Annotated in this window: 20 protein-coding genes; 10 read left to right on the top strand and 10 right to left on the bottom strand. The window is 73.3% G+C overall.

Translation table 11 applies throughout. The annotated features are described in order from the left end of the window. Nucleotides 1–641: 641 nt before the first annotated feature. Together IH26_RS60035 and IH26_RS0126345 are read left to right on the top strand one after the other, a co-directional pair. Nucleotides 642–1,475 (top strand): HAMP domain-containing sensor histidine kinase, encoded by an 834-nt coding sequence (locus IH26_RS60035; RefSeq protein WP_030438921.1) that lies wholly within the window; start codon nucleotides 642–644, stop codon nucleotides 1,473–1,475. Further along, nucleotides 1,472–2,125, top strand: coding sequence for a response regulator (locus IH26_RS0126345; RefSeq protein ID WP_030438922.1), 654 nt, complete (start codon nucleotides 1,472–1,474; stop codon nucleotides 2,123–2,125). Before IH26_RS60035 ends, IH26_RS0126345 begins: the two co-directional genes overlap by 4 nt. 4 nt (nucleotides 2,126–2,129) lie before the next feature. On the opposite strand, the gene IH26_RS0126350 is transcribed toward IH26_RS0126345, so the two are convergent. The 6 genes from IH26_RS0126350 to IH26_RS0126375 form a co-directional block, all read right to left on the bottom strand. Next, a complete protein-coding gene (locus tag IH26_RS0126350; RefSeq protein ID WP_030438923.1) occupies nucleotides 2,130–2,783 on the bottom strand; it encodes an ABC transporter ATP-binding protein in 654 nt (217 codons plus the stop codon). Beyond that, complete coding sequence (locus IH26_RS0126355; RefSeq protein ID WP_030438924.1) at nucleotides 2,780–5,692, bottom strand: FtsX-like permease family protein; 2,913 nt, start codon at nucleotides 5,690–5,692, stop codon at nucleotides 2,780–2,782. The genes IH26_RS0126350 and IH26_RS0126355 overlap by 4 nt, the downstream gene beginning before the upstream one ends. Continuing rightward, nucleotides 5,689–8,847: an FtsX-like permease family protein gene (locus IH26_RS54035; protein WP_034215951.1), complete on the bottom strand. Its 3,159-nt coding sequence runs from the start codon at nucleotides 8,845–8,847 to the stop codon at nucleotides 5,689–5,691. Before IH26_RS54035 ends, IH26_RS0126355 begins: the two co-directional genes overlap by 4 nt. A gap of 8 nt (nucleotides 8,848–8,855) precedes the next feature. Then, nucleotides 8,856–9,854 carry a magnesium transporter CorA family protein gene (locus tag IH26_RS0126365; protein WP_245665518.1) on the bottom strand — a complete coding sequence of 333 codons (999 nt, stop codon included), beginning with the start codon at nucleotides 9,852–9,854 and terminating at the stop codon, nucleotides 8,856–8,858. Nucleotides 9,855–9,928: 74 nt separating this feature from the next. Further along, a complete protein-coding gene (locus IH26_RS63980) occupies nucleotides 9,929–10,057 on the bottom strand; it encodes a hypothetical protein (protein ID WP_281179784.1) in 129 nt (42 codons plus the stop codon). Then, nucleotides 10,054–11,670 carry a CocE/NonD family hydrolase gene (locus IH26_RS0126375; protein ID WP_030438927.1) on the bottom strand — a complete coding sequence of 539 codons (1,617 nt, stop codon included), beginning with the start codon at nucleotides 11,668–11,670 and terminating at the stop codon, nucleotides 10,054–10,056. Before IH26_RS0126375 ends, IH26_RS63980 begins: the two co-directional genes overlap by 4 nt. A gap of 98 nt (nucleotides 11,671–11,768) precedes the next feature. On the opposite strand from IH26_RS0126375, the gene IH26_RS61430 reads away from it, so the two are divergent. Genes IH26_RS61430 through thrS form a run of 3 tightly spaced genes read left to right on the top strand, consistent with a single transcriptional unit; the run spans nucleotide 11,769 to nucleotide 15,074 of the window. Then, the gene (locus IH26_RS61430; protein WP_169789819.1) at nucleotides 11,769–12,080 is read left to right on the top strand and encodes a hypothetical protein; all 312 of its coding nucleotides are present in this window, start codon (nucleotides 11,769–11,771) and stop codon (nucleotides 12,078–12,080) included. Continuing rightward, nucleotides 12,080–13,039, top strand: a complete 960-nt coding sequence (locus IH26_RS0126385) for a WXG100 family type VII secretion target (RefSeq protein WP_030438929.1) — start codon at nucleotides 12,080–12,082, stop codon at nucleotides 13,037–13,039. Before IH26_RS61430 ends, IH26_RS0126385 begins: the two co-directional genes overlap by 1 nt. Nucleotides 13,040–13,097: 58 nt before the next feature. Continuing rightward, nucleotides 13,098–15,074 (top strand): threonine--tRNA ligase, encoded by a 1,977-nt coding sequence (gene thrS, locus IH26_RS0126390; RefSeq protein WP_030438930.1) that lies wholly within the window; start codon nucleotides 13,098–13,100, stop codon nucleotides 15,072–15,074. Here the strand turns inward: thrS and IH26_RS0126395 are convergent. Next, entirely contained in the window at nucleotides 15,071–15,508 is a 438-nt protein-coding gene (locus tag IH26_RS0126395; protein WP_030438931.1) for a globin domain-containing protein, read from the bottom strand. The genes thrS and IH26_RS0126395 overlap by 4 nt on opposite strands. A gap of 149 nt (nucleotides 15,509–15,657) precedes the next feature. Between IH26_RS0126395 and IH26_RS0126400 the strand changes: the two genes are divergently transcribed. Together IH26_RS0126400 and IH26_RS0126405 are read left to right on the top strand one after the other, a co-directional pair. Beyond that, the gene (locus IH26_RS0126400) at nucleotides 15,658–16,293 is read left to right on the top strand and encodes a TetR/AcrR family transcriptional regulator (RefSeq protein WP_030438932.1); all 636 of its coding nucleotides are present in this window, start codon (nucleotides 15,658–15,660) and stop codon (nucleotides 16,291–16,293) included. Further along, complete coding sequence (locus tag IH26_RS0126405; protein ID WP_030438933.1) at nucleotides 16,290–16,730, top strand: acyl-CoA thioesterase; 441 nt, start codon at nucleotides 16,290–16,292, stop codon at nucleotides 16,728–16,730. The genes IH26_RS0126400 and IH26_RS0126405 overlap by 4 nt, the downstream gene beginning before the upstream one ends. 74 nt (nucleotides 16,731–16,804) lie before the next feature. Here IH26_RS0126405 and IH26_RS61435 read toward each other — a convergent pair whose 3' ends face one another. The 3 genes from IH26_RS61435 to IH26_RS0126420 all read right to left on the bottom strand — a co-directional run bounded on the left by IH26_RS61435 (nucleotide 16,805) and on the right by IH26_RS0126420 (nucleotide 18,927). Then, on the bottom strand, nucleotides 16,805–17,068 hold the full coding sequence (locus tag IH26_RS61435) for a hypothetical protein (RefSeq protein ID WP_030438934.1): 264 nt from the start codon (nucleotides 17,066–17,068) through the stop codon (nucleotides 16,805–16,807). After that, nucleotides 17,065–17,487 carry a hypothetical protein gene (locus IH26_RS61440; RefSeq protein WP_030438935.1) on the bottom strand — a complete coding sequence of 141 codons (423 nt, stop codon included), beginning with the start codon at nucleotides 17,485–17,487 and terminating at the stop codon, nucleotides 17,065–17,067. The genes IH26_RS61435 and IH26_RS61440 overlap by 4 nt, the downstream gene beginning before the upstream one ends. 336 nt (nucleotides 17,488–17,823) lie before the next feature. Then, on the bottom strand, nucleotides 17,824–18,927 hold the full coding sequence (locus IH26_RS0126420; RefSeq protein WP_030438936.1) for an LLM class flavin-dependent oxidoreductase: 1,104 nt from the start codon (nucleotides 18,925–18,927) through the stop codon (nucleotides 17,824–17,826). 121 nt (nucleotides 18,928–19,048) lie between these two features. On the opposite strand from IH26_RS0126420, the gene IH26_RS0126425 reads away from it, so the two are divergent. Genes IH26_RS0126425 through IH26_RS0126435 form a run of 3 tightly spaced genes read left to right on the top strand, consistent with a single transcriptional unit; the run spans nucleotide 19,049 to nucleotide 21,631 of the window. After that, nucleotides 19,049–19,915: an amino acid ABC transporter permease gene (locus tag IH26_RS0126425; RefSeq protein ID WP_030438937.1), complete on the top strand. Its 867-nt coding sequence runs from the start codon at nucleotides 19,049–19,051 to the stop codon at nucleotides 19,913–19,915. Beyond that, nucleotides 19,903–20,649, top strand: coding sequence for an amino acid ABC transporter ATP-binding protein (locus IH26_RS0126430; protein ID WP_030438938.1), 747 nt, complete (start codon nucleotides 19,903–19,905; stop codon nucleotides 20,647–20,649). The genes IH26_RS0126425 and IH26_RS0126430 overlap by 13 nt, the downstream gene beginning before the upstream one ends. A gap of 16 nt (nucleotides 20,650–20,665) precedes the next feature. Then, a complete protein-coding gene (locus IH26_RS0126435) occupies nucleotides 20,666–21,631 on the top strand; it encodes an ABC transporter substrate-binding protein (RefSeq protein ID WP_030438939.1) in 966 nt (321 codons plus the stop codon).

A 21,631-nucleotide genomic window follows, 5' to 3' on the forward strand; every position in this document is an offset into this window, starting at 1 on the left:
TGGGGTCTGCGGGCCCGGATGGCCGGCTCGTACGTGCTGGTGACGGCGGCCGCCGTGGCCGTGGTCGAGGCCGTGGTGCTGATCGTGGTGGTGCCCGGCCTGCTCGCCGGCCAGCAGGACGCGCGGGTGCTGGTAGCCGGCCTGACCGCCCGGGACATCGCGGACAACGCCGCTGGGCTCGTCGCGCAGCTGGGTCGGCTGCCGGACGCCGCGCGGTTCCCGATCGGCGACCGGACCCTGCAGCTGCCGCCGGGCCAGGCGCAGCTGGCCGCCAGCGGGGTCGAGGTGCGCATCCCGTACACGGTGGGGGTCCCGGCCGGCACCGGCCCGATGACGATGGCGCTGCTGGCCGATCCGTCCGGGCGGATCGTCAGCAGCTCGTACCCGGCCCGGTACCCGGTCGGCGGGCAGATCGACGCCGGGGTGCTGGCCCGGTTCGAGAGCAGCCCCAAGGGTTACGGCGGACAGGACCGCGATGTGTTCTGGTCCGCCGTACCGGTCAGCGTGATCCAGACCGGAACCAAGGATGTCGCGGGCCTGGTCTACGTACAGATCCCGGTCACCGCCAGGATCAAGGCTATCGGTGGCCGCGGCCCGAGCGTCTGGGACGGCCTGGCCGCCGGCTCGGCCTCGGCCTGCTGGTGCTGCTGGGCGCGTTGCCGGTGGGCGCGGTGTTCGGGCTGCTGTCGACCCGGCGCTTGCTCGGCCGCCTGCAGCGCCTGGCCGACAGCACCGACGCGGTGGCCGCCGGCGACTACGAGCGGCGGGTGCCGGTGGCCGGCGGCGACGAGGTGGCCCGGCTCGAGGCCGGCTTCAACCGGATGGCCGAGCGGCTGGCCGAGACGATGGCCACCGAGCGGGCGCTGGCCGGCGCCGGCGAGCGCGCCCGCATCGCCCGCGAGCTGCACGACTCGATCTCGCAGGATCTGTTCTCGCTGCGGCTGCTGGCCGGCGGCCTGCGGCGGGCGTTGCCGGCGGGGTCGCCGATGCACCCGCGCGTCGAGGCGATGGAGCGGACCGTGTCGGGCACGCTGCAGGAGATGCAGGCGTTGCTGCTGGAGCTGCGGCCGGTCGCGTTGCGCGGGGCCGGGCTGGGACCGGCGCTGGCGGAGCTGGCTCGCGCGTACCGGGATCGGCTCGGCATCGCGGTCGAGACCGAGCTGGAACCGGTCGGCCTCGACCCGGCGGCCGAGCCGGCGCTGCTGCGGGTGGTCCAGGAGGCCCTGGCCAACGCCGTCAAGCACGGCCGGCCGTCCACCGTGGTGGTGCGGCTGGCCGACGCCGGCGGCGGTCGGATCGAACTGTCGGTCCGCGACGACGGCGCCGGCTTCGACCCCGGGCGGGCCGCCGAGCGGCACGGCATGGGCCTCGGTCTGATGCGGGAGCGGGTGGCCGAGCTCGGCGGCGAGCTCCGGGTCGAGTCGGCGCCGGGCCGGGGAGCGACCGTACGGGTGACGCTGGGACCGACCGCATGATCACCGTGCTGATCGTCGACGACCACAGCGTGGTCCGGCAGGGCCTGCGCTACCTCCTCGAGCAGGAGGACGGCATCGAAGTGGTCGGCGACTGCCCCGACGGCGCGAGCGCGGTGACCGCGGCCCGGGGCCTGGCCCCCACGGTCGTCCTGCTGGACCTGTTCCTGCCCGACGCCAGCGGCCTGGACGTGCTGGCCCGGATCAAACGGGACCGGCCCGCGACCGAGGTCCTGATGCTCACGTCCTCCACCGCCGACGAGCACCTGCTGGCCGCGATTCGCGCCGGCGCCCTCGCCTACCTGCCCAAGACGGCCGGCGTCGACGACGTCGTCGCCTCGGTCCGGGCCGCCGCCCGTGGGGAGAGCCGCCTCGACCCGCGGATCGCGGCCCGCCTGGTCCGTGAGGTCCGCGAGGCCGGTCCGCCGGCCGGCCCGTTGCACACGCTGTCGCCGCGGGAGACGCAGGTGCTGGCCCAGCTGGCCCGCGGACGCTCGAATCGGGAGATCGCGAAGACGCTGGCCATCACCGAGGAGACGGTCAAGGCGCACGTGTCCAGCATCCTGGCCAAGCTCCAGCTCTCCGATCGCACCCAGGCCGCCATCTTCGGCCTGCAACAGGGCCTGGTCCCGCTGGGCGAGGCGCTCGATTAGCGACCTAGGGACGGGCCCAGACCGCGGAACCGTCGGCCAGGCGCAGCTCCCGGTCGCAGGCCGCGGCCGCCTCCGGGTCGTGCGTGGCGAAGACGACCGCCGCGCCGCGGGTCGCCTCCGCCCGCAGCAGCTCGATCACCCGCTGCCGGTTGGCCGCGTCGAGCTCGCTGGTGACCTCGTCGGCCAGCAGCACGTCGCCGCGCAGCGCCAGCCCGCGGGCGATCGCCGTCCGCTGCTGCTGGCCGCCGGACAGCTCCTCGATCAGCTGGTCGGCCTGGCCGGCGAGCCCGAGCGGCTCGAGCGACTCGGCGGTGCGGCGGCGGGCCTCGGCCGGCGTGCCGCCGGTGGCGATGACCGCGACCGAGATGTTCTCGGCGGCGGTCAGGATCGCGGCCAGGCCGTTGTCCTGCGGGATCAGCACGACGCCCAGCGACACCGCGCGGTCGCGGTCGCCCAGGGACTCGCCGTCGATCAGCACCCGCCCGGTGGCCGGCCGCAGCAGGCCGGCCATCACGCTGAGCAGGGTGGTCTTGCCGGCGCCCGAGGTGCCGGTGACGGCCAGCATCTCGCCGGGGCGGGCGGTGACCGTGACGCCGGTCAGCACCGCGGGGCCGCCGTTCCAGGACAGGTCGGCACCCTCGACGGACAGGGTCTTCACTCGCGACTCCCCACGTTGATGCGACGCCGCAGATCGCGACCCGTGCCGAGGGCGACGGCCGCCAGCAGGACGACCACCGCGACGGCGGTGAGCAGGACGGTGGCCGGCCGGGGCCAGGTGGGCAGCGGCAACGGCGGCGGGTCGAGCCCGGCCAGCGGCAGCGCCCAGCCGGTCAGCGCCCACGCCGCCACCGCGATCAGCGTGCCGGCGATCGCCGCGATCGCCACCAGCGCCGGGTACGTCCACAGCGTCGCCCGCCCCGCCACCGCCCGCCGCAGTCCCTGGGTACGCAGCGCCGACAGGTCCTCGACCCGGCGCTCCCGGTCGACCGCCGCCGCCAGCACCAGCGCACCCGCGCCGAGCAGCACCGACAGGACGGCGGCCAGGACGTAGAAGTCGAGCGACAGGGCCGGCCCCTGCCCGGCGAGCCGCTGCCGCACCTGCGCCGCCCGGGTGTCGCCGGTGACCGTGAGCCCGGCCGCGGCCAGCCGGTCGAGGATGTCGGCGGGCGCGTGCCGGTTGAGCCAGACCTGCGGGTCGACCGCCGGCGACGCGTCCACGGCGAGCCGGTCGGCGTCCTCGAGGTCGACCATCGTGGCGTGCGTGCCGAGGCGCGGGACGGCGGGCAGCCGGGCGACGCGGCGGATCGGCAGGGGCCGCGCGTCGAGGCCGGCGATCTGGTTGGCCGGCAGGTCTCCGGCGTACGCGACCGGCAACGGGGTGGGCACGCCGGGCGGCCGCGCCCAGATGCCGTTCTGCAGGCCGGCCGGCGCATCGGCGTCGATCGCCAGCCCGCCGAGCGAGTCGACGACCACCTTCCCGGTCACGCCGGGCTGATCGGTGGCGATGGTGACCTCGATGCCGTTGACCCGGCAGCGCGGCGAGCAGACCGGCGCCCGCTGCACGTAGCGGGACCGGCCGTCGCGGAGCGTGCCGAAGTCGACCAGCTCGTCGCCGAGCCCGGTCATCGAGGAGACCGCGGCCGCCAGCTTCAGCTCCTTGCCCTCGGTCATGCCGGTGGCGGTGACGTCGAGGCCGAGATCCGGCCCGTCGACCAGCACCGGGGCGGCGGTCGCCGGACGCAGCCGGGCGGCTGCTGTCCGGAAAGAAGCGCCGGCCACCGCGGCCAGCCGGGTGGAGTCGACGGCGAGGCCGGGCGGCTCGTCCGCGGCGGAGCTGGGCAGCCGGGCGACCGCCATCGCGAACCGCCCATCCGGGTCGACCTGCCGCACCGCGTGGAGCAGCCGGCTGCGGTAGGTCGGGTCGATCGACAGCACCCGGTCGGCGCCGAGGCCCAGCCCGGCCTGTACGTCCCGGCCCTGGGCGGCGACGTCGATCGCACAGGCCGCGTACCCGGCCACCGCGACGGTGGCGACCAGCAGGGCGAACAGCCGCTGCGCGCCCGGGTGGCGGGAGAGCTGGAAGCCGGCCAGCGCCGGGCCGAGGCGGCCGGCCCGCAGCGTCCGGGTGGCGTAGCCGGTGACCGCCGGGAGCAGGGCCCGGGCGGCGAGCAGGGACAGGGCGAGGATGACGAAGGCCGGCGCGAGCAGCCCGATGCCGGTCAGCGTGCCGCCGGAGACCGCGAGCTGGACGCCGCCGACCACGGCGAGCAGCACGACGACCGCCTCGGCGACAACCGCGCCCCGGCCGTCCCCGGGGTGGCCGGTGCGGCGCAGCAGGGTGGCGACCGGGCTGATCAGCTGCCGGCGCTGGGCGAGCACGGCGGCGGTGACGGCGGCCAGCGCGGCGATCGGGGCGTAGCGCAGCGACGCGAAGCCGGCAGCCACCCCGACGCCGGGGAAGCGGGCGGCGGCCACCGCGTTGACCAGTAGCTGCCCGGCCACGCAGCCGACTACCGCGCCGGCCAGCACCGCGAGCAGGCTCTCCCCGGTCGCCAGCCACCAGCGGGTCCACCACCGGGTGCCGCGCAGCGCGACCACGGCGAGCTCGGGTTGCCGGCCCTGGGCGCTGTAGCCCACCGCGAGGAAGATGCAGAAGCAGGCGAGCAGCACCAGCGGTACGGCCATGACCGGCACGATCAGGTGCGCGTCGGAGCGGCCCGCGGCGATCCGGTCCAGCAGGTCCGGCAGGCTCGTGTTGACCTGCACGGTGGGCCCGAGCTTGCGGGCGGTCACCTTGAGCGCGTCGAGCCCGGCCCGCAGCTGCGGCAGCCGGTCGATGTCGAGGGCGGCCGGTTCGGCGGTGCCGTCGATCGCCAGCTGGGTCAGGCCGCGGTCGAACACCGCGAGGGTGGCCGCACCGGTGAAGACCGGCTCCCCGGGCCAGGCGCCGGGAGTCGCCGTGAAGTACCCGTGGGTGCCCCAGTAGAGGTCGTCCGGCCGCGGCACCGTGTACGTCCCGGCCACGTACAGCCGCTGGGGTTTGCCGTTGGGCAGCCAGAGCGGGCGCTGGTCGTTGTTGTTGTTCTTGGCGAAGGTCAGCGTGATCGCCTGCCCGGCCGTCAGCCGCAGCCGCCTCGCGGTCTCGGCGCCGATCAGCACCTCGCCCTCGCCGATCAGGCAGCGCCCGGCGACGATCCGCAGGTGCGCGCAGGCGTCCTGGCGGAAGACGACCCGGGAGGCGTTGACGTTGTCGGACTCGATGCCGACCGCCGGGAACTCGGCCGAGTAGCGGTAGTCGAAGCCGGGCAGATCGGCCAGCGCGGCGCCGATGTTGCTGAAGTCCGGGTTGCCAACGTTGTTGATCCGGTTGTCCTGCCCGGAGCTCAGCACGACGCCGCGCTCGGCCGGGGTGGCGGTGGCGATCTGCTCGGCGGCGACGGCCCGGTCGGCGGCGGCGAGGTAGGCCGGCGAGGCGACGGCGGCGGCCACCGCGAGCAGGGCAAGCAGGGCGAGCGTCAGCGACTGGCCGCGGCGCGTCCACACCATGGCGAGGACCAGGGAGATCATCGCCGGGCCTCCCGGGTCAGCGGCCGCGTCGCGAGCCAGCCGACCAGGCCGAGCACCAGCCACGCGGCCAGGGCGGCGAGGGCCAGCGACACCGGGCCGAGCGCGCCCGGCAGCGGCAGCACGTCCCAGCCGTCGGCGAAGGCGGGCACGGTGATCCGGGCGATCGGCCGGGCGAGCGCCGCCGCGACCAGCCCGGCGAGCAGGCCGCTGAGAACAAGACCAACCATTCCCGCGTACGCCGTGGCCACCGCGACGTTTCGGGGAAGGCCTTGCACGCGCAGCGCCCGCAACTGGTCGAGCCGGGCTCGCCGGTCGACGGCGGCGGCCACCCCGAGGGCCGCGGCGGCGAGCAGCAGCACCACGACGCCGGCCAGCAGCGCGAATCGGGTCACCACGGCGGGCGCCTGCTCGTCGAGGTCCCGGGCCCGGCCGGCGATCGTCACGTCGGAGCCGACGGTCAGCCCGGCTCGGGTCAGCGCGGCGACGATGCCGGGTCGCGCGCCGGGCGCCAGCCAGACCTGGAACTGGCCGGGCGGGCTGGCGTCGCCGATCACTCGCCGGGTCGCGTCGAGGTCGGCGAGAACGCCCCGCCGCCCGAGCACCGGCAAGGCGGTCGCGGTGGCGGCCACCCGCACCGGGGTCGGCTCGCGGCCGAAGGCGAGCAGGGTGGCCTCGCCGAACTGCCAGTGCTCCGGGGCCGGGCCGGCCAGCACGACCGGCAGCGGCAGGTCGGTGTCGACCGCGTACGCGGCGACGCCTTCCGGGCCGCCGGCGGCCGCGCCTTCCGGGGCGACGCCGGCCGCGCCTTCCGGGGCGACGGCGGCCGCGCCTTCCGGGGCGACGGCGGCGGGCGCGGGGACGGTCAGCGTCAGCGCGCCGCCGGTGGCGGCCAGGCTCAGCGCCGGGGCCGCGGTGCCGGCCCGCCAGCGGGCGATGTCGCCGAGCCGGGCGGCGTCCAGGATCGAGCCGGGCGGGTCGAGCTGGTCGAGGCCGCGTAGCGAGATCGAGGCGCCCGGCCGGCCGGCGACCTCCCAGTGCAGAATCCGGCAGCCGGGCGGCTCGGCGCAGCCGGCCACCGGCGCCGAGAGGGTCCGCTCCCCCGGGCCGACGCGGCCGAAGTCCACGGTGACCGGCGCGCCGGTGCCCTCGTGCTGCAGCACCAGGGTGAGCGTCGCGGGAGCCGAGCCGCCCGACGCCGGAGCCGAGCCGCCCGACGCCGGAGCCGAGCCGAGCGTCGCGGGAGCCGAGCCGCCCGACGCCGGAGCCGAGCCGCCCGACGCCGGAGCCGAGCCGCCCGACGCCGGAGCCGAGTCCGTCGCGGCTGCCGGGCCGGTCGCGGCGACCCGCACGGCCAGCCGGTGCCCGGTGATCCGGGGCAGCGCGGCCGGCCCCGCCCCCGCCGCCAGCGCGCCGAGCGGGCCGTACTCGGGCCGCCAGCGGGCCACCGCCGCCAGCCGTCCACTGTCGACGGCGAGCACCGGCGGGTCGGTCGTGGTGTCGACCGCGACCGCCATGGCCTGGTCCCCGGCCGGGTCGGCGGCGCGGACCGCGGCCAGCAGCACGGTCCGGTTCGGCGCCTGCACGCCGAGCACCCGGGTCGCGCCCAGTTCGGCGGCGCCGCGCTCGAGCCGGGCCGTACGCTCGCCGAGGTATCCGCCGACGCCGGTGGTGAAGACCGCGACCGCCACCACGACCAGCGCGAACACCCGGTCGCTGCCGGGCTGCCGGGACACCTGCACGGCGGTCAGGCCGAGCCGCAGCCGGCCGGCGCGCACGGCCGCGCCGCCGCCGCGGTCGGCCACCCGGCCGAGCAGCCGGGCCACCAGCAGCGCGACCGCCAGCGCCACCAGGGCGGGCGCGGCCAGCGCGAGCCCGGCGCCGGCCGCGCCGGACCGGGCCTGGTAGATCCCCGCCACCGCGACCGCGAGCAGCAGCACGTCGGCCAGGCCGGAGCGCCAGTCGCCGCGGCCGGTGACCTCGCGCAGCAGGTCGGCGACCGGCCGGCGCAGCGCCACCGCCTCGATCAGGGCGAGCACCACCAGGCCGCCGGCCAGCACCGCCCCGGCCGCGACCGCCGACAGTCTCAGCGTCGCCGGCCCGTCGACCGGCCCGGCCAGCAGCCGCGCGAGCGCGTAGCCCAGCGGCAGGCCGGCCAGCGCGCCGAGCACCAGCGGCGGCACATGCTGGCCCCAGGCCAGGCGCAGCAGCGCGCCGCGGGTGCCGCCGCGCAGCTTGACCAGGGCCGCGTCGCCGCGCCGGTCCCGCCCGGTGTAGTGGCCGGCCAGCCCGATCGCGAACCAGGCCAGCACCACCACCTGCAGCACCGCGACCAGCACCCCGCGCCGGATGGCCGCGCGGTCCTCGGCGACCGAGCGCAGCAGCGGCCCGGTGTTGTCGACCAGCCGCAGCGAGTCCTGGGCGAGGTCGTGGCCGGCCCGCCGGAGCACCGCGGCCAGGTCGTAGCCGCCGTCGCCGCGGATCAGCCGGTCGGACACCTGCACGTCGTAGCTGACCGTCGGCGAGCTCAACTCCGCCGCCCGGAACGTCTCGAGCGGGGTGAACGCCGGGTCGAGGCCGCCGTTCGCGGTGAACAGCGGGTCGCTCCAGTACGAGCCGGCCGGGTCGGTCAGCGCATAGGTGGCGACCACCCGCAGGGCGAGCGGCTTCGCGTCCGGCGCCGTCCGCAGGTCGAGCCGATCACCGGGCCCGAGGTCGAGCTGCCGGGAGGTGTTCACGCTGATCGCGACCTCGCCCGGCCGGACCGGGCAGGTGCCGTCGAGCCGCAGGTGGGCGCAGACGTCCTCGCGGTAGGCGACCTCCATCGACGGGGTCAGTTCGCCGCGCAGGATGATCAGCGGCTGCACCAGGCCGGCGACCGGGTCGCCGGCGGGCAGCGGGATGAGGCCGCGGACGTTCGCCACGAACTGGTCGAGGGCGCCGGACGGGTCACCGGCGGTCTGCGCGATCTTGCGGATCGACAGGGTGCGCTCGCCCGCGGGCGCCGACGCGACGTCGCCGGCGGCCGCCCGGCTGCTGCCGGCCGCGGCGAACCACGGGCCGGCCGCGGCCACGGCGGTGGCGAGCGCGGTGAGCAGGAGAACGGTCAATGCCTGGGCACGGCGGGAGCGGATGGCGCCCCAGACCAGTGCCAGCATGCCTCACCTTAGAGCCAGTGGCGCCGGCGAAGATAGATCCACAGACCGCCGGCCGAGAAGACGATCAGGACCATACTCTGCACGTACCCCCAAGGTTTGGCGAAGCCCGGGTACGGCAGGTTCTGTCCGAAATAGCCGGTGAGCGCGGTCGGGACGGCGATCACCGCGGCCCAGGCCGCCAGCTTGCGGGTGATGTCGTTGAGCACGTTGCCCTGCTCGGCCAGGTCGGCCTGCAGCAGCGACTGGATCCGGTCGCGCAGGTGCTCCACCTGGTCGTCGGCGTGCTGGGTGTGGTCCTCGACGTCCCGGAAGTAGGGCATCAGATGCTCACCGACCAGCTCGAGGTCGGGGCGCATGGCCTGCGCGACCAGGTCCGGCATCGGCGCCACCGCCCGGCGCAGCGCGGCCACCGTCTTGCGCAGCCGCATGCCCCGCATCCGCACCTCGCGCGGCGCGCCGCCCTCCTCGAGCAGGATGTCCTCGACGCTGTCCATCGCGACGTCCAGCTGCTGCGCGGCGCTGAGGTGCCCGTCGACCACCACGTCGAGCAGGCCGTAGAGCAGGAACGCGACGCCGCGCATCTCGGTCAGCTTGGCGCTGGCGTCCCACCGCTCGACGAACTTGGCGGTGTCGCTGGGCGCCTTGCGGACCGTGATCAGGGCCCGGTCGGTGACGAAGGCGCTGATCTCGGTCTTGCCGAACGGCGGGTCCTCGGGCTTCGTGGAGACGTCGACGGCGTACAGGTTGAGGAAGAGATGCTTCGGGTAGCGGTCGAGCTTCGGCCGCTCGTGCTCCTGGGTGGCATCCTCGACCGCGAGCGGATGCAGCTGAAACTCCTCGGCGACCGTGGCGAGATCCTGGGCGTCCGGCCGATAGAGGTCGAGCCAGAGCACGGCATCCGGATGTCGCGCCAGCCGCTCGGCCACCTCGCCGGCGGGGAAATCCTCAGCGATGACCTTGCCGTTCTCATACAGCCGAGTCTCGGCGGGACACGATGGGGCGTTCACCAAGACACTATGCCCCACCGAACAGCCGGCCATGCCGCGAGTCGTGGCCGGGCTCACGACGGTGCCAACCCGCGTCACCACTGCGGGTCGAAGGCTTCGAGCGCCGCGGCGTCGTCGCCGGTCAGGCTCGCGTGCCACGCTGCCGCGGCGGCGATGCGCTTGCGGCCGAGATACTCCCGGACCGCCGATACCAACCTCGTCATGGCTGGGATCGGGGGAGCACGATGCGGGACGGGCCCAGGGTGACCGTGTGGCGGGTCGCCTGGAGCTTGGTGCCCAGGCCGGGGTTTTCGTCGGTGCCCAGGTTGCGCCAGAACCGCGGATAGCAGCCGCCGGCGATCAGCACGCGCACCCGGGAGCCGGCCGCGAAGCGGTGGGCGATCGGGAGGAGCGGGAGGCGGACCGGGGCGTTCTGGTCGCGGTCGGGGTCGAGGCGGCGGTAGCCCTCGGTCACGTTGCGGGAGCGGCCGGCCGGGTCGACCTCGCTGACGCGGACGAACAGGTCGGCGTGCGGGTTGTCGCTGCGGTGCGCCAGCTCGGCCACCGGGGTGCCGTGCACCTCGAGCGCCGACTCCAGCGGGGCGCCGGTGAACGCCAGCACGTCGGAGCGGACGGCGAGCGAGCTGTCGTCGACGTAGCCGCCGCCCTCCAGCAGCGGGCCGCCGACCGCGGGCGTCGGGACGGCCGGGTCGAAGGTGAACGCCGCCTCGCCCGCGGCCGCCTCGCCGAGGCCGCCGCCGGGGCGCAGGTGCAGGGCCAGCTCGCGGGTGGGTGGCGGCCAGGACGCCGACTCGCGCCAGTCGTGGGTTCCGGTCACCTGCACCCGCACCGGACAGGGCCGCCGCAACGGCTCGCCGCGCAGTTTGGCGCCGAGCCAGTCGAGAGCCTCCGGGATGAGGATCGGGGCGCCCTTCCCGATCACCTCGGTGTGCGTCCACGGGCCGATCGTGAGGGCCACGTCGACGCCGCGGGCGCGCAGCCGGGCGTACTGCTCGATCGTCTGTTGCAGGAAGAGGTCTTGCCAGCCGCTGTGCAGCAGGATCGGGATCTGCGCCCGCTCCAGGGCGAGCGGGTGCCGCATCGGCTCCCAGTACGGGTCGGCCAGGTCGTTGCGGGTGGCCCGGTCGCGGAACCAGCGCGCCCGGCCCGCGTAGTGCCGCTCGGCCGCCTCGACCAGCGGCAGGTCGGTGAAGACCGGCCGCAGCGCCCTTTTCTGGCCGGGCCCGGCGAACACCTGGGTCACCGCGGCGGCCAGCGACGGCCTGTCCGACCGGGGCAGCCGGGACACCATGTCGCTCCAGCCGACCAGGTCGAGGTTGAGCGAACCGGTGCCCCACGAGTGCCGGGCGAAGTCGTGCGGGCCGACGGTGATCACCGCGGCGGCCATCTCGGCGGGCGGCTCCTCCAGCAGGGTCCACTGGGTGTAGCCGAGGTAGGACGGGCCGATCGTCGCGAACGTGCCGGTGAACCAGGGCTGTGCGACCAGCCAGGCCACCACGTCCCGCCCGTCCTTGCGCTCGGTGCGCATCGGGTCGAAATCGCCCTCGGAGTCGGCGGTGCCGCGGCTGGAGACGAACACGACGTGGTAGCCCCGGGCGGCGTAGGGCCTCGCGTACAGCAGGTTGAAGGGGAAACGACGGCCGTACGGGCCGCGCACGAGCAGGGTGCCGGCGGGTTTGCCGGCCGGCACGTAGTGATCGGCCGCGAGGGTGGTGCCGTCACGCATCGGAATGCGCAGGCCCCGCTCGACGGTGAACGCGCCGGCCGCGCCGGGCAGCTTGAGCACGCGGCCCACGAGTTGATCCTGCAGCGCCATGGCCGCCTCCTCGATCTGCTGGGCAACACCTTGCCAGACCGGTACGACAGCTTGCCGGGTCGCGGTACGGTCACTATCGGTATCGATGGGAGGATGGCATGGGGGATATGGTCCGCATCGACGAACCCGAGGTGTCCAAGATCGGGAACGCCGTCTCCGACGTGGCCGGGCGCCTCGAGCGGATCGCCGGCGAGGTCGACCGGTGCGGCCTGACCAGCGTATCGGCCGTCGAGGGGTCCGCGGCGCTCAACGCCGCCTGCGGATATGCGATCGGCTGGCGGCAGACCCTGACCGACCTGGCCGGGCAGGTGCGCGGCTTCGGCGACGACCTGCACAAGGCAGCCGGCGACTACCACGAGTCCGACGCCGGGGCGGCCCACGAGCTCTACCCGGAACCGAGGTACTCCTGATGGAGATCACGCTGGACGCGCTGCTGCACGCCGACACCGGCCGCATCCGGGAGGCGGCCGCCGGCTGGGAGAAGATCGCCGACGAGCTCGACGCGACCGTGGAGCAGATGGCGCGCGGCACCGGCGACCTGCCGAACCACTGGGAGGGCGCGGCCGCCGAGGCCGCCGAGCAGAGCAACCGCACCTTCCAGATCGAGATCGGCAACATCCCGCACGGCTTCCACGTCGTCTCCCAGCAGCTGCGCGCCCTGGCCGAGAAGTTCGAGCACTGCCGCCAGCAGGCGTACGCCGTGGTCGACGACGCCAAGGCCGACAGCATGCGGGTCGACCTGCGGACCGGGCAGATCAGCACGACCGGCCCGGTCACCACCGACTCGGTCGCGGCGGTGCAGGGCATCATGGACGAGCTCGCCCAGCGGCTCGCCCAGATCGTGGCCCAGGCCAACGACGCCGACCGCCGGGCCGCCGACCTGATCGACGGGATGGGGGTCGACCGGCACCCGCTGAACCCCGTGCTGGCCGAGACCGGGTCGAACGACTTCCTGCTGCAGGACTACCAGTTCCTGGCGAACGACATCTACTCGGCCGACTTCAAGGCGCAGGCCTGGAACGACATGAACCAGCTCAACCGGGACCGGCTGATCACCGAACACCCCGAGCTGATCGGCCCGACCATCGGCCTGCCCACCGCCGCCCGCGACCGGGCCAACCGCCTGCTTCTGGCCCGGGCCAGGAGCGCCGCGCTGGCCCGCCAGGAGCGGCTGGACGCCGTGCAGGACGGCGCCGCGAGCCGGGCCACCATGAACACCGAACGGGAGCTGTCCGACATCACCGCGGTGCAGCAGCAGCTGGCCGGCACGCCGGGCGCCCGGCTGCTCGGCTATCCGCCCGCGGTGATCGGCAAGGCCGACCCGAATTGGGACGACTGGCAGCCGCCGCCGCAGCGGGTCACCGGTTGAGCGTCCGGGCCGCCGGATAGCATCGTCTTCGGCCTGCCGTTCGTCGAAGGAGAAGACCGTGTCCGACCCTCTTGTCGTCCCGGCCGGGACCACGGCCGCCGACGCGGTGGCCAAGGCCGGCCTGCCCACCAGCGGCCCCAAGGCCGTCGTGGTGGTCCGCGACGCGGCCGGCCGGCTGCGTGACCTCGACTGGGAGCCCGAGCTCGACACCGACGTGACCCCGGTCGCGATCGACGAGCCGGACGGGCTGAACGTGCTGCGCCACTCCACCGCACACGTGCTCGCCCAGGCAGTGCAGGATGTGTTCCCCGAGGCCAAGCTCGGCATCGGCCCGCCCATCGAGAACGGTTTCTACTACGACTTCGACGTGCCGAAGCCGTTCCAGCCCGACGACCTGTCGAAGCTCGAGAAGCGGATGCAGGAGATCGTCAAGGCCGGGCAGAGCTTCCGCCGCCGCGAGTACAAGTCGCTCGACGAGGCGAGGGTGGAGCTCGCCTCCGAGCCGTACAAGCTGGAATTGGTCGACCTCAAGGGCGACGTTGACGCCAACGAGGTGATGGAGGTCGGGCACGGCGAGCTGACCCACTACGACAACGTCGACAAGGACGGCAAGCGGGTCTGGGGCGACCTGTGCCGCGGCCCGCACCTGCCGACCACCCGGCTGATCCCGGCGTTCAAGCTGATGCGCTCGGCGGCCGCCTACTGGCGCGGCAGCGAGAAGAATCCGCAGCTGCAGCGCATCTACGGCACGGCCTGGCCCTCGCGGGACGAGCTCAAGGCGTACCTCAATCGTCTTGCCGAAGCGGAACGCCGCGATCACCGCAAGCTGGGCACCGAGCTGGATCTGTTCTCCTTCCCCGATGAGATCGGGTCGGGTCTGGTCGTCTTCCACCCGAAGGGTGGGGTGATCAAGCGCGAGATGGAGGACTACGTCCGCGCGCGGCACATCGAGGAGGGCTTCCAGTACGTCGGCTCGCCGCACATCACCAAGGAGGGGCTGTTCCACACCTCCGGGCACCTGCCGTACTACAAGGACACGATGTTCCCCCCGATGGAGCTCGAGGGGGCGAACTACTACCTCAAGGCCATGAACTGCCCGATGCACAACTTGATCTTCAAGTCGCGCGGGCGGTCCTACCGTGAGCTGCCGCTGCGCTTCTTCGAGTTCGGCACGGTGTACCGCTACGAGAAGTCGGGCGTGGTGCACGGCCTGACCCGGGTGCGCGGCCTGACCCAGGACGATTCCCACTCGTACGTGACCGCGGCGCAGGCCCCCGACGAGATCAAGCACCTGCTGACCTTCGTCCGCTCGCTGCTCGACGACTTCGGTCTCGACGACTACTACCTGGAGTTGTCGACCCGAGACCCGAAGAGCGACAAATTCATCGGTACGGACGAGCAGTGGGCCGTCGCGACGAAGGTCCTCGAGGACGTGGCCGCCGCATCGGGCCTCGAACTGGTGCTGGACCCCGGTGGCGCGGCGTTTTACGGGCCCAAGATCTCGGTGCAGGCCAAGGACGCGATCGGCCGTACGTGGCAGATGTCGACGATCCAGTACGACTTCAACCAGCCGGCCCGCTTCGGCCTCGAATACCAGGCCGCCGACGGCACCCGCCAGGAACCCGTGATGATCCACTCGGCGAAGTTCGGCTCGATCGAGCGGTTCTTCGGCGTCCTGGTGGAGCACTACGCCGGCGCCTTCCCGGCGTGGCTGGCGCCGGTGCAGGTGGTCGGCATCCCGATCCGCGACGAGCACGCCTCGTACCTGGAAGATTTCGTCGCCGCGCTGCGGAAGCAGGGCATCCGGGCCGAGGTCGACCACTCGGACGACCGCATGCAGAAGAAGATCCGCACCGCGCAGCAGCAGAAGATCCCGTTCATGGCGATCGCCGGCGACGACGACGTGGCCGCCGGCACGGTGTCCTTCCGCTACCGGGACGGCTCGCAGCGCAACGGGGTCGCCCTCGACGAGGCGGTCGCGCACGTGGTCGAGATCGTCCGCTCCCGGGTGAACACCGGGCCGTCGGCCGCCTAACCCTCCTGGAGGCCGTCCCACGACCAGCGCGGGACGGCCATCCCGGCCGGCACCTCCGAGGCCGAGCCGTGGTAGCGCGACATGGTCGTGGTGGTCGCCCAGGCGAAGTAGTCGTGCAGCACCTGCCGCAGCGGCTCCCCGGTGAGCCCGGCGTCGGCCAGCGCCGCGTCGAAGCAGGCGATGGCGCGGCGATCCATCTCCTCGTGCGGCCCGTTGCCGCTGTGCAGCCGGACGACGTCGGTCTCGGCCAGCCCGCCCGGCGGCCCGCCGAGCGCCTCACCCCAGTACGCAGCCAGCCGCTCGGTGTGATCCGGCCGGTAGCCGTGCTCGAAGGCGTGGCTGACCACCTCGTCGGCGAGCACCCGCTCATGCCAGGCCGCGGCCAGCCTGGTCAGTCCGTCGCGGCCGCCCGCGGCCTCGTACACGCTGCTCATGCCCACGAAAATACGCGTGCCCGGATCGGGAAGCAGCATGAGCATCGCCCGGGAGCGCCGGCGGGCGGAAGCATCACGCTGGCCTGGCCGCTGGTGACGGCCACCACATCTATATTTACGACCGGTCGGTAGCTTTGTAGGTTCGGGGCATGACCGTCGACGGCCGGCTCGCCCGCGGCGAACGCACCCGCACCGCCGTGCTCGACCACGCCCTCGGCCTGGCCACCAGCGAGGGGCTCGACGGCCTGTCGCTCGGCCAGCTCGCCGAGGCGCTCGGGATGAGCAAGGCCGGCCTCTTCGCACACTGGCGCTCCAAGGAGTCATTGCAGCTCGCGGTCATCGAGCACGCCCGCGACCAGTGGACCGACGAGGTCATCCGCCCCGGGCTGCTCGAGCCGCGCGGGGTGCGCCGGCTGTGGGCGGTGCACGACCTGCGGCTCGCCTTCTACGAGACCGAGCGGCTGCCCGGCGGCTGCTTCTTCGCCAACGCCAACTTCGAGTTCAACGCCCGCCCCGGCGCCGTCCGCGACCGGCTCGCCGTTCAGCTGCGCGAGTGGATGGCGTTCCTGACCGGGCTGGCCGCCGATGCGGTCGAGCGGCGGGAGTTGCGGGCCGACACCGACGCCGCCGCGCTCGCGTACGAGGCCGAGTCGCTCGCCGTCTGCGCCGTGATGCAGGCGCCGGTGCTCGGTGCGGAAGTCACCTTCCGGCACGCCCGCAACGCGCTGCTCGGCCATCTGCGAGCGCTCGCCACCGACCCTTCGATCCTTCCGGAGCCGACATGACCGCCGCAGCCCTCGAATACGGACACACGACGCACGTCCCGGTGCACTTCGACGACCTGGACGCGCTGGGCGTGCTGCACAACGCGCGCTACGCCGTCTTCGTCGAACGCGCGATGATCAGCTGGTGGGCCGAGCGCGGCGTCTCCTTCGCCGACGGCCGCCCCACCACGCCCGACGCGTTCAACGTCGTCCGCGAGTACTCGATCACCTTCCACGCCCCGGTCCGCGGCACCGGCGAGATCGCCGTGCACTTCTGGGTGGAAAACCTCGGCACCACCAGCGCCGACTATCGCTTCCGGGTCACTTCCAAGAACAACCAGATGGTGTACGCCGAGGGCCGTCGCGTAAACATCCGCCTCGATCCAGCCACGATGCGCCCCACCCCGTGGACCGAGGAAGGCCGCCGCCTCGCGACCCAATTGGCCCGCCCGGCCTGACCCGGCGGCCCGGTGAGCCGGTGAGCCGGCCGCTCGGCGCGAGGACGGTCGCGCCGGGCGGCCGATCCTCGCGCTCAGGGCGTGGGCGCGGTGGTGGCCGCGCCGATCCCGCCGGCCGTCTCGGTGGTGGCCGGTTGCGGAGTGGCCGGCGTGGCGGCCGGTTGCGGAGTAGCCGCGGTGGCGGTCGGCGCCGGCGCGGTCGGCGTCATGGTCGGCCCCACCGTCGGCGCGGTGGCGGTCGGCGTCGGCCCTGCCGTCGGCGTCACGGTCGGCTCGGTCGTCGGCGTCACGGTCGGCTCGGTCGTCGGCGTCACGGTCGGCTCGGTCGTCGGCGTCACGGTCGGCTCGCCGTCGCGGTGGGCGTCGGCTCGACCGTGGGTTGTGCCGTCGGCGTAGCGGTCGGCTCCGCGCCCGGCGCCCCTGGCGTTCCCGGGCCGCCCGGCAGTCCGGGCATGCCCGCGCCGCCTCCGGTGTCCGACCCGCCCACCGGGAGGTGCAGGCGGGCGAGCAGGGCACCGAGCGGCCAGTTGTCGTTGCTCAGCGTAATGATCATGATGTGGACGGGCATGCCGCTCCCGCAGCCCGGTTCGGCCGCCGGCGCGTAGGACGTGTTCGTCGCGCAACCACCCGACGCGTCCGCGGCAACGCCGGAGAACGGCCACGGCCCCGGGTCCGCGAGGGCGGTTCCCGCGCACAGGGTCGCGCCGGCCAGCGCCCCGGCGCCGAGCACGGTCAGATTCCGCAGGTACTTCTTCATCTCGATACCTTTCGTGCTGGACGATTTCCGCCGCCCAGTCCAGCACGCAAATCAGATCACTTCCGGCGTTCGGCAGTATGCGGCCGATGTCGGGTTTCTTAGGTCCATATAGGAGATTCGCGGAACAAAACGCGAGCTAGCGGCCCCACATGGGCCGCCAGCCGATCCAGTCCCCGCTCTCGGACCGGTTAAACCTGGCCGAAGGATCGTCTTCGCCGGCGCACCGGCCTGACCGGGCCACCGCTGTCCGAGGCGAGGCGGGACGAAATCGCCCTCGCGGTGCGAAAGCAGCTCGACGAATGATCGCAGTCGGGTGGCGCCCCCTTTCCAAAGCGGTCAGCCGTACCACTGTTTGGCGAGCAGTTCGAACGATCGGAGGCGGTCGGTGTGGTCGTACGTCATGGTGGTGACCAGTAGTTCGTCGGCGCCGGTGACGCGGCGGAGGGTTTCCAGGCGCTCCGCCACCGTCGCCGGCGATCCGGCGAACTGCGTCTCCACCCGGTCGGCGACCAACTCGCGGTCCTGGTCCGTCCACTCGTGTGCCGCGGCCTCGGCCGGCGACGGGTAGGGGATCGCGCCCTCCCCCGTTCGCACGCTGCGCACCCACAGCCCGTACCCGGCCGCCAGCCGCCGCGCGGTCTCGTCGTCCTCGGCCACCACGACGTCGGCCGAGACCATCACCTTCGGCGAGGAGAGCACTGCCGACGGGCGGAACGCCTCGCGGTACGCCGAGACCGCCTCCAGGACCCGGGCCGGCGACACGTGGTAGTTGGCCGCGAAGGGCAGGCCGCGGGCGCCGGCCACCCGGGCGCTCTCCCCGCCGCTCGAGCCGAGCACCCAGATCTCCGGTTCGGCGCCCTCCCCCGGCACCGCCCGCGCCTCGTTCCCCTCGTCGTCGGTGTACGGCCCGGCCAGCAGCGTCTGGATGTCGGCGATCACCGTGTCGAGGTCGAGCGGTTCGGCATTCGGCTGGCTCAGCAGCTTGAAGAACAACGCCGACCGGGATGACCGAAATATCGGCGTAAAGGAGAAGGACTTCGGGATGAGCAGGCCGTCGACGACCCGGGATTCGGTCGCCGGGTCTTCGGGGCCGCCGCGACGGCGCTGAGCCGACCGGCCCAGCCCGAGATCGAACCGCCCCGGGTACAGGGCGTCGAGCATGCCGAACTGCTCAACCACGCCGAGCGGGGTGAGGAATCCGGTCTGCACCGCCCCGGACCCGAGCCGGATGTGGTCGGTGACCGCGGCGATCTGACCGAGCAGCAGGGCCGGCTGCGAGCTGGCCACCCCGGGCGTGAGGTGATGCTCGGCCACCCAGAACCGGTGGTAGCCGAACTGCTCGGCCCGGCGCGCGAGGTCGAGCGTACGGCGCAGGGCGTCGCCGGCCGTACCGCCGGAGACGAGCGGCGACAGGTCGAGGATCGAGAGCGGCACAGTCATCCTCTTTTCCTATCGCCAAACTAGGTTTTAAACAAGGGCAGGCGACGTTGACAACCTCGTAAAGACATACAAGTCCCATAGGACTTGTGGCGAACGAGCGGGCGCACCTAGCTTCGATCCCGTGAGTGTCTTGTCTGAGGCCCGGGCCGCGCCGCCGGCCACCGAACCGCTGACCGTGGTGCCCGCGCGACACCCGTGGCGCTGGGTGGGCGCGGCCGCCGTGTCCGTGCTCGTGACGCAGTTCGCCCACGGGCTGATCACCAACCCGGGCTGGGACTGGGCGACGTTCGCCGGGTATTTCTTCGAGAAGTCGGTGCTGCAAGCGCTGCTCGTCACGCTCGAGCTGACCTTCGCGGGGGCCGTGCTCGGCTTCCTCGGCGGCATCGTGCTGGCGCCCATGCGCCTCTCCCGCAACCCGGTGCTGCGGTCGGTGAGCTGGACGTACATCTGGGTGTTCCGCTCGGTGCCGCTGATCGTGCAGCTGCTGTTCTGGGCGAACCTCGGCTACCTCTACGACACCCTGCAGGTCGGGGTGCCGTTCGGGCCGGGCTTCGTCCACGTCGGCACCAGCGACCTGGTCAGCTCGTTCGGCGCGGCGCTGCTGGGCCTGGCGCTGCACGAGGCCGCGTACGCCGCCGAGATCGTCCGGGCCGGCATCATCTCGGTCGACCAGCGGCAGCTGGAGGCGGCGGCCGCGCTCGGCATCCCGCGGCTGCGCCAGTTCCGCCGCATCCTGCTCCCCCAGGCCATGCGGGCGATCCTGCCGAGCGCCGCGAACGAGCTGGTCAACCTGCTGAAAAACACCTCCGTTGTGTACGTGCTGGCGATCGGCGAGCTGTTCTACCAGGTGCAGGTGGTCTACGGGCGGAACGGCCGGGTCGTACCGCTGCTGCTGGTGGCGACCGTCTGGTACGTGATCCTCACGGCGGTCCTCTCCTTCTTCCAGCATTACGTCGAGCGGCACTTCTCGCGGGGATGGCGGCGATGATCGAGCTCCGCGGGGTGCAGAAGTCGTTCGGATCGCACGAGGTGCTCAAGGGCATCGACCTGACCGTCGGCAAGGGCAGCGTCACGGTCATCCTGGGCCCCTCCGGCTCGGGCAAGTCCACGCTGCTGCGCACGATCAACCACCTGGAAAAGGTCGATCGAGGCCACGTCCGGGTCGACGGCGAACTGATCGGCTATCGCCTGGACGGCACCAAGCTGCACGAGCTGCCCGAGCGCCTGGTCCTCCGGCAGCGCGCCGGCATCGGGTTCGTGTTCCAGACCTTCAACCTGTTCCCGCACCTGACCGCCGTGGAGAACGTCGCCGAGGCGATCCGGCGGCCCGACGCCCGGGAGCGGGCGATCACAGAGTTGGTACGGGTCGGGCTCGCCGAGAAGACGGACGCCTACCCCCGCCAGCTCTCCGGCGGCCAGCAGCAGCGCGTCGCGATCGCCCGGGCGCTCGCCCTCGACCCCAAGCTCGTGCTCTTCGACGAGCCCACCTCGGCCCTCGATCCCGAGCTGGTCGGCGAGGTGCTCGACGTCATGCGCGACCTGGCCCGGGCCGGCACCACGATGATCGTCGTCACGCACGAGATCGGGTTCGCCCGCGAGGTGGCGGACACGATCGTCTTCCTCGACGACGGCCGCATCGTCGAGCAGGGGCCGCCGGCCGAGGTCCTCGACTCACCGAAACACGACCGAACCCGAGCGTTCCTGTCCAAGGTCCTCGTCTGACATCCGGGAGCTTCCCATGCGTACGGCAAGAATTGCTCTGCTCTCCGCCGCACTCGCCGCGAGCCTCACCGCCTGCGCCGCGCCCACCGAAACCGTGCGAACGGCGACGGTTGCCGACACGGTGAAAGTCAACGACGGCCCGGACCAGAACCGGATCGTGCCGGCCAAGGTGGACGCGATCGCGCAGTTGGTGCCGGCGAAGATCCGGGCCGCCGGCAAGCTCACCATCGGCGTCGGCGCGGCCGGCTCCGGTTTCCCGCCGCTCGCCTTCACCGCCACCGACAACAAGACGCTGATCGGCAGCGAGCCGGACATCGCGGTCGCCATCGCCGGCGTCCTCGGCCTGCAACCGGACCTGGAGAACACCTCCTGGGAGAACCTGTTCATCGGGCTGGACAGCGGCAAGTACGACGTCGGCGCCTCGAACATCACGGTCACCGAACTGCGCAAGCAGAAGTACGACTTCGTCTCCTACCGCAAGGACGACCTCGCCTTCGAGGCGAAGAAGGGCGCGACCTGGACCGTCGCCGGGCCGAAGGACGTGGCCGGCAGGAAGGTCGCGGTCGGCTCCGGCACCAACCAGGAGAAGATCCTGGTCGAGTGGAGCAAGCAGGACGTGGCGAACGGCCTGCCCGCGGTCGACATCAAGTACTACCAGACCAACCAGGCCACCTACCTGGCGCTCGGGTCGGGGCAGATCGACGCCTATCTCGGCCCCAACCCGACGGCCGCCTACCACGTCGCGGTGGCCGGCCAGACGCAGATCATCGGTACCTACTCGGGGGCCGGCGCGAACCTGCAGGGGCTGATCGCGCTCACCACCAAGAAGGACAACGGCCTGGTCCGGGCGTGCAAGGCGGCGCTGGACGAGCTGGTGAAGTCCGGCGACTACGCCAAGATCCTGGCCCGCTGGAACCTCTCGAACGAGGCGATCATCACGCCCGAGGTCAACCCGCCGGGCCTGCCGATCGAGGGAAAGTGA

It is taken from the genome of Actinoplanes subtropicus (assembly GCF_000721705.1).
Classification (GTDB): Bacteria; Actinomycetota; Actinomycetes; order Mycobacteriales; family Micromonosporaceae; genus Actinoplanes; species Actinoplanes subtropicus.

What these genes read in the sequence shown, in the direction of transcription:
- IH26_RS0126345 (WP_030438922.1), top strand. Translation starts at nt 1,472, where the DNA reads ATGATCACCGTGCTGATCGTCGACGACCACAGCGTGGTCCGGCAGGGC.
- IH26_RS0126355 (WP_030438924.1), bottom strand. Translation starts at nt 5,692, where the DNA reads ATGATCTCCCTGGTCCTCGCCATGGTGTGGACGCGCCGCGGCCAGTCG.
- IH26_RS54035 (WP_034215951.1), bottom strand. Translation starts at nt 8,847, where the DNA reads ATGCTGGCACTGGTCTGGGGCGCCATCCGCTCCCGCCGTGCCCAGGCA.
- IH26_RS63980 (WP_281179784.1), bottom strand. Translation starts at nt 10,057, where the DNA reads ATGACGAGGTTGGTATCGGCGGTCCGGGAGTATCTCGGCCGCAAGCGC.
- IH26_RS0126375 (WP_030438927.1), bottom strand. Translation starts at nt 11,670, where the DNA reads ATGGCGCTGCAGGATCAACTCGTGGGCCGCGTGCTCAAGCTGCCCGGC.
- IH26_RS61430 (WP_169789819.1), top strand. Translation starts at nt 11,769, where the DNA reads ATGGGGGATATGGTCCGCATCGACGAACCCGAGGTGTCCAAGATCGGG.
- IH26_RS0126385 (WP_030438929.1), top strand. Translation starts at nt 12,080, where the DNA reads ATGGAGATCACGCTGGACGCGCTGCTGCACGCCGACACCGGCCGCATC.
- IH26_RS0126395 (WP_030438931.1), bottom strand. Translation starts at nt 15,508, where the DNA reads ATGAGCAGCGTGTACGAGGCCGCGGGCGGCCGCGACGGACTGACCAGG.
- IH26_RS0126400 (WP_030438932.1), top strand. Translation starts at nt 15,658, where the DNA reads ATGACCGTCGACGGCCGGCTCGCCCGCGGCGAACGCACCCGCACCGCC.
- IH26_RS0126405 (WP_030438933.1), top strand. Translation starts at nt 16,290, where the DNA reads ATGACCGCCGCAGCCCTCGAATACGGACACACGACGCACGTCCCGGTG.
- IH26_RS61440 (WP_030438935.1), bottom strand. Translation starts at nt 17,487, where the DNA reads ATGAAGAAGTACCTGCGGAATCTGACCGTGCTCGGCGCCGGGGCGCTG.
- IH26_RS0126420 (WP_030438936.1), bottom strand. Translation starts at nt 18,927, where the DNA reads ATGACTGTGCCGCTCTCGATCCTCGACCTGTCGCCGCTCGTCTCCGGC.
- IH26_RS0126430 (WP_030438938.1), top strand. Translation starts at nt 19,903, where the DNA reads ATGGCGGCGATGATCGAGCTCCGCGGGGTGCAGAAGTCGTTCGGATCG.
- IH26_RS0126435 (WP_030438939.1), top strand. Translation starts at nt 20,666, where the DNA reads ATGCGTACGGCAAGAATTGCTCTGCTCTCCGCCGCACTCGCCGCGAGC.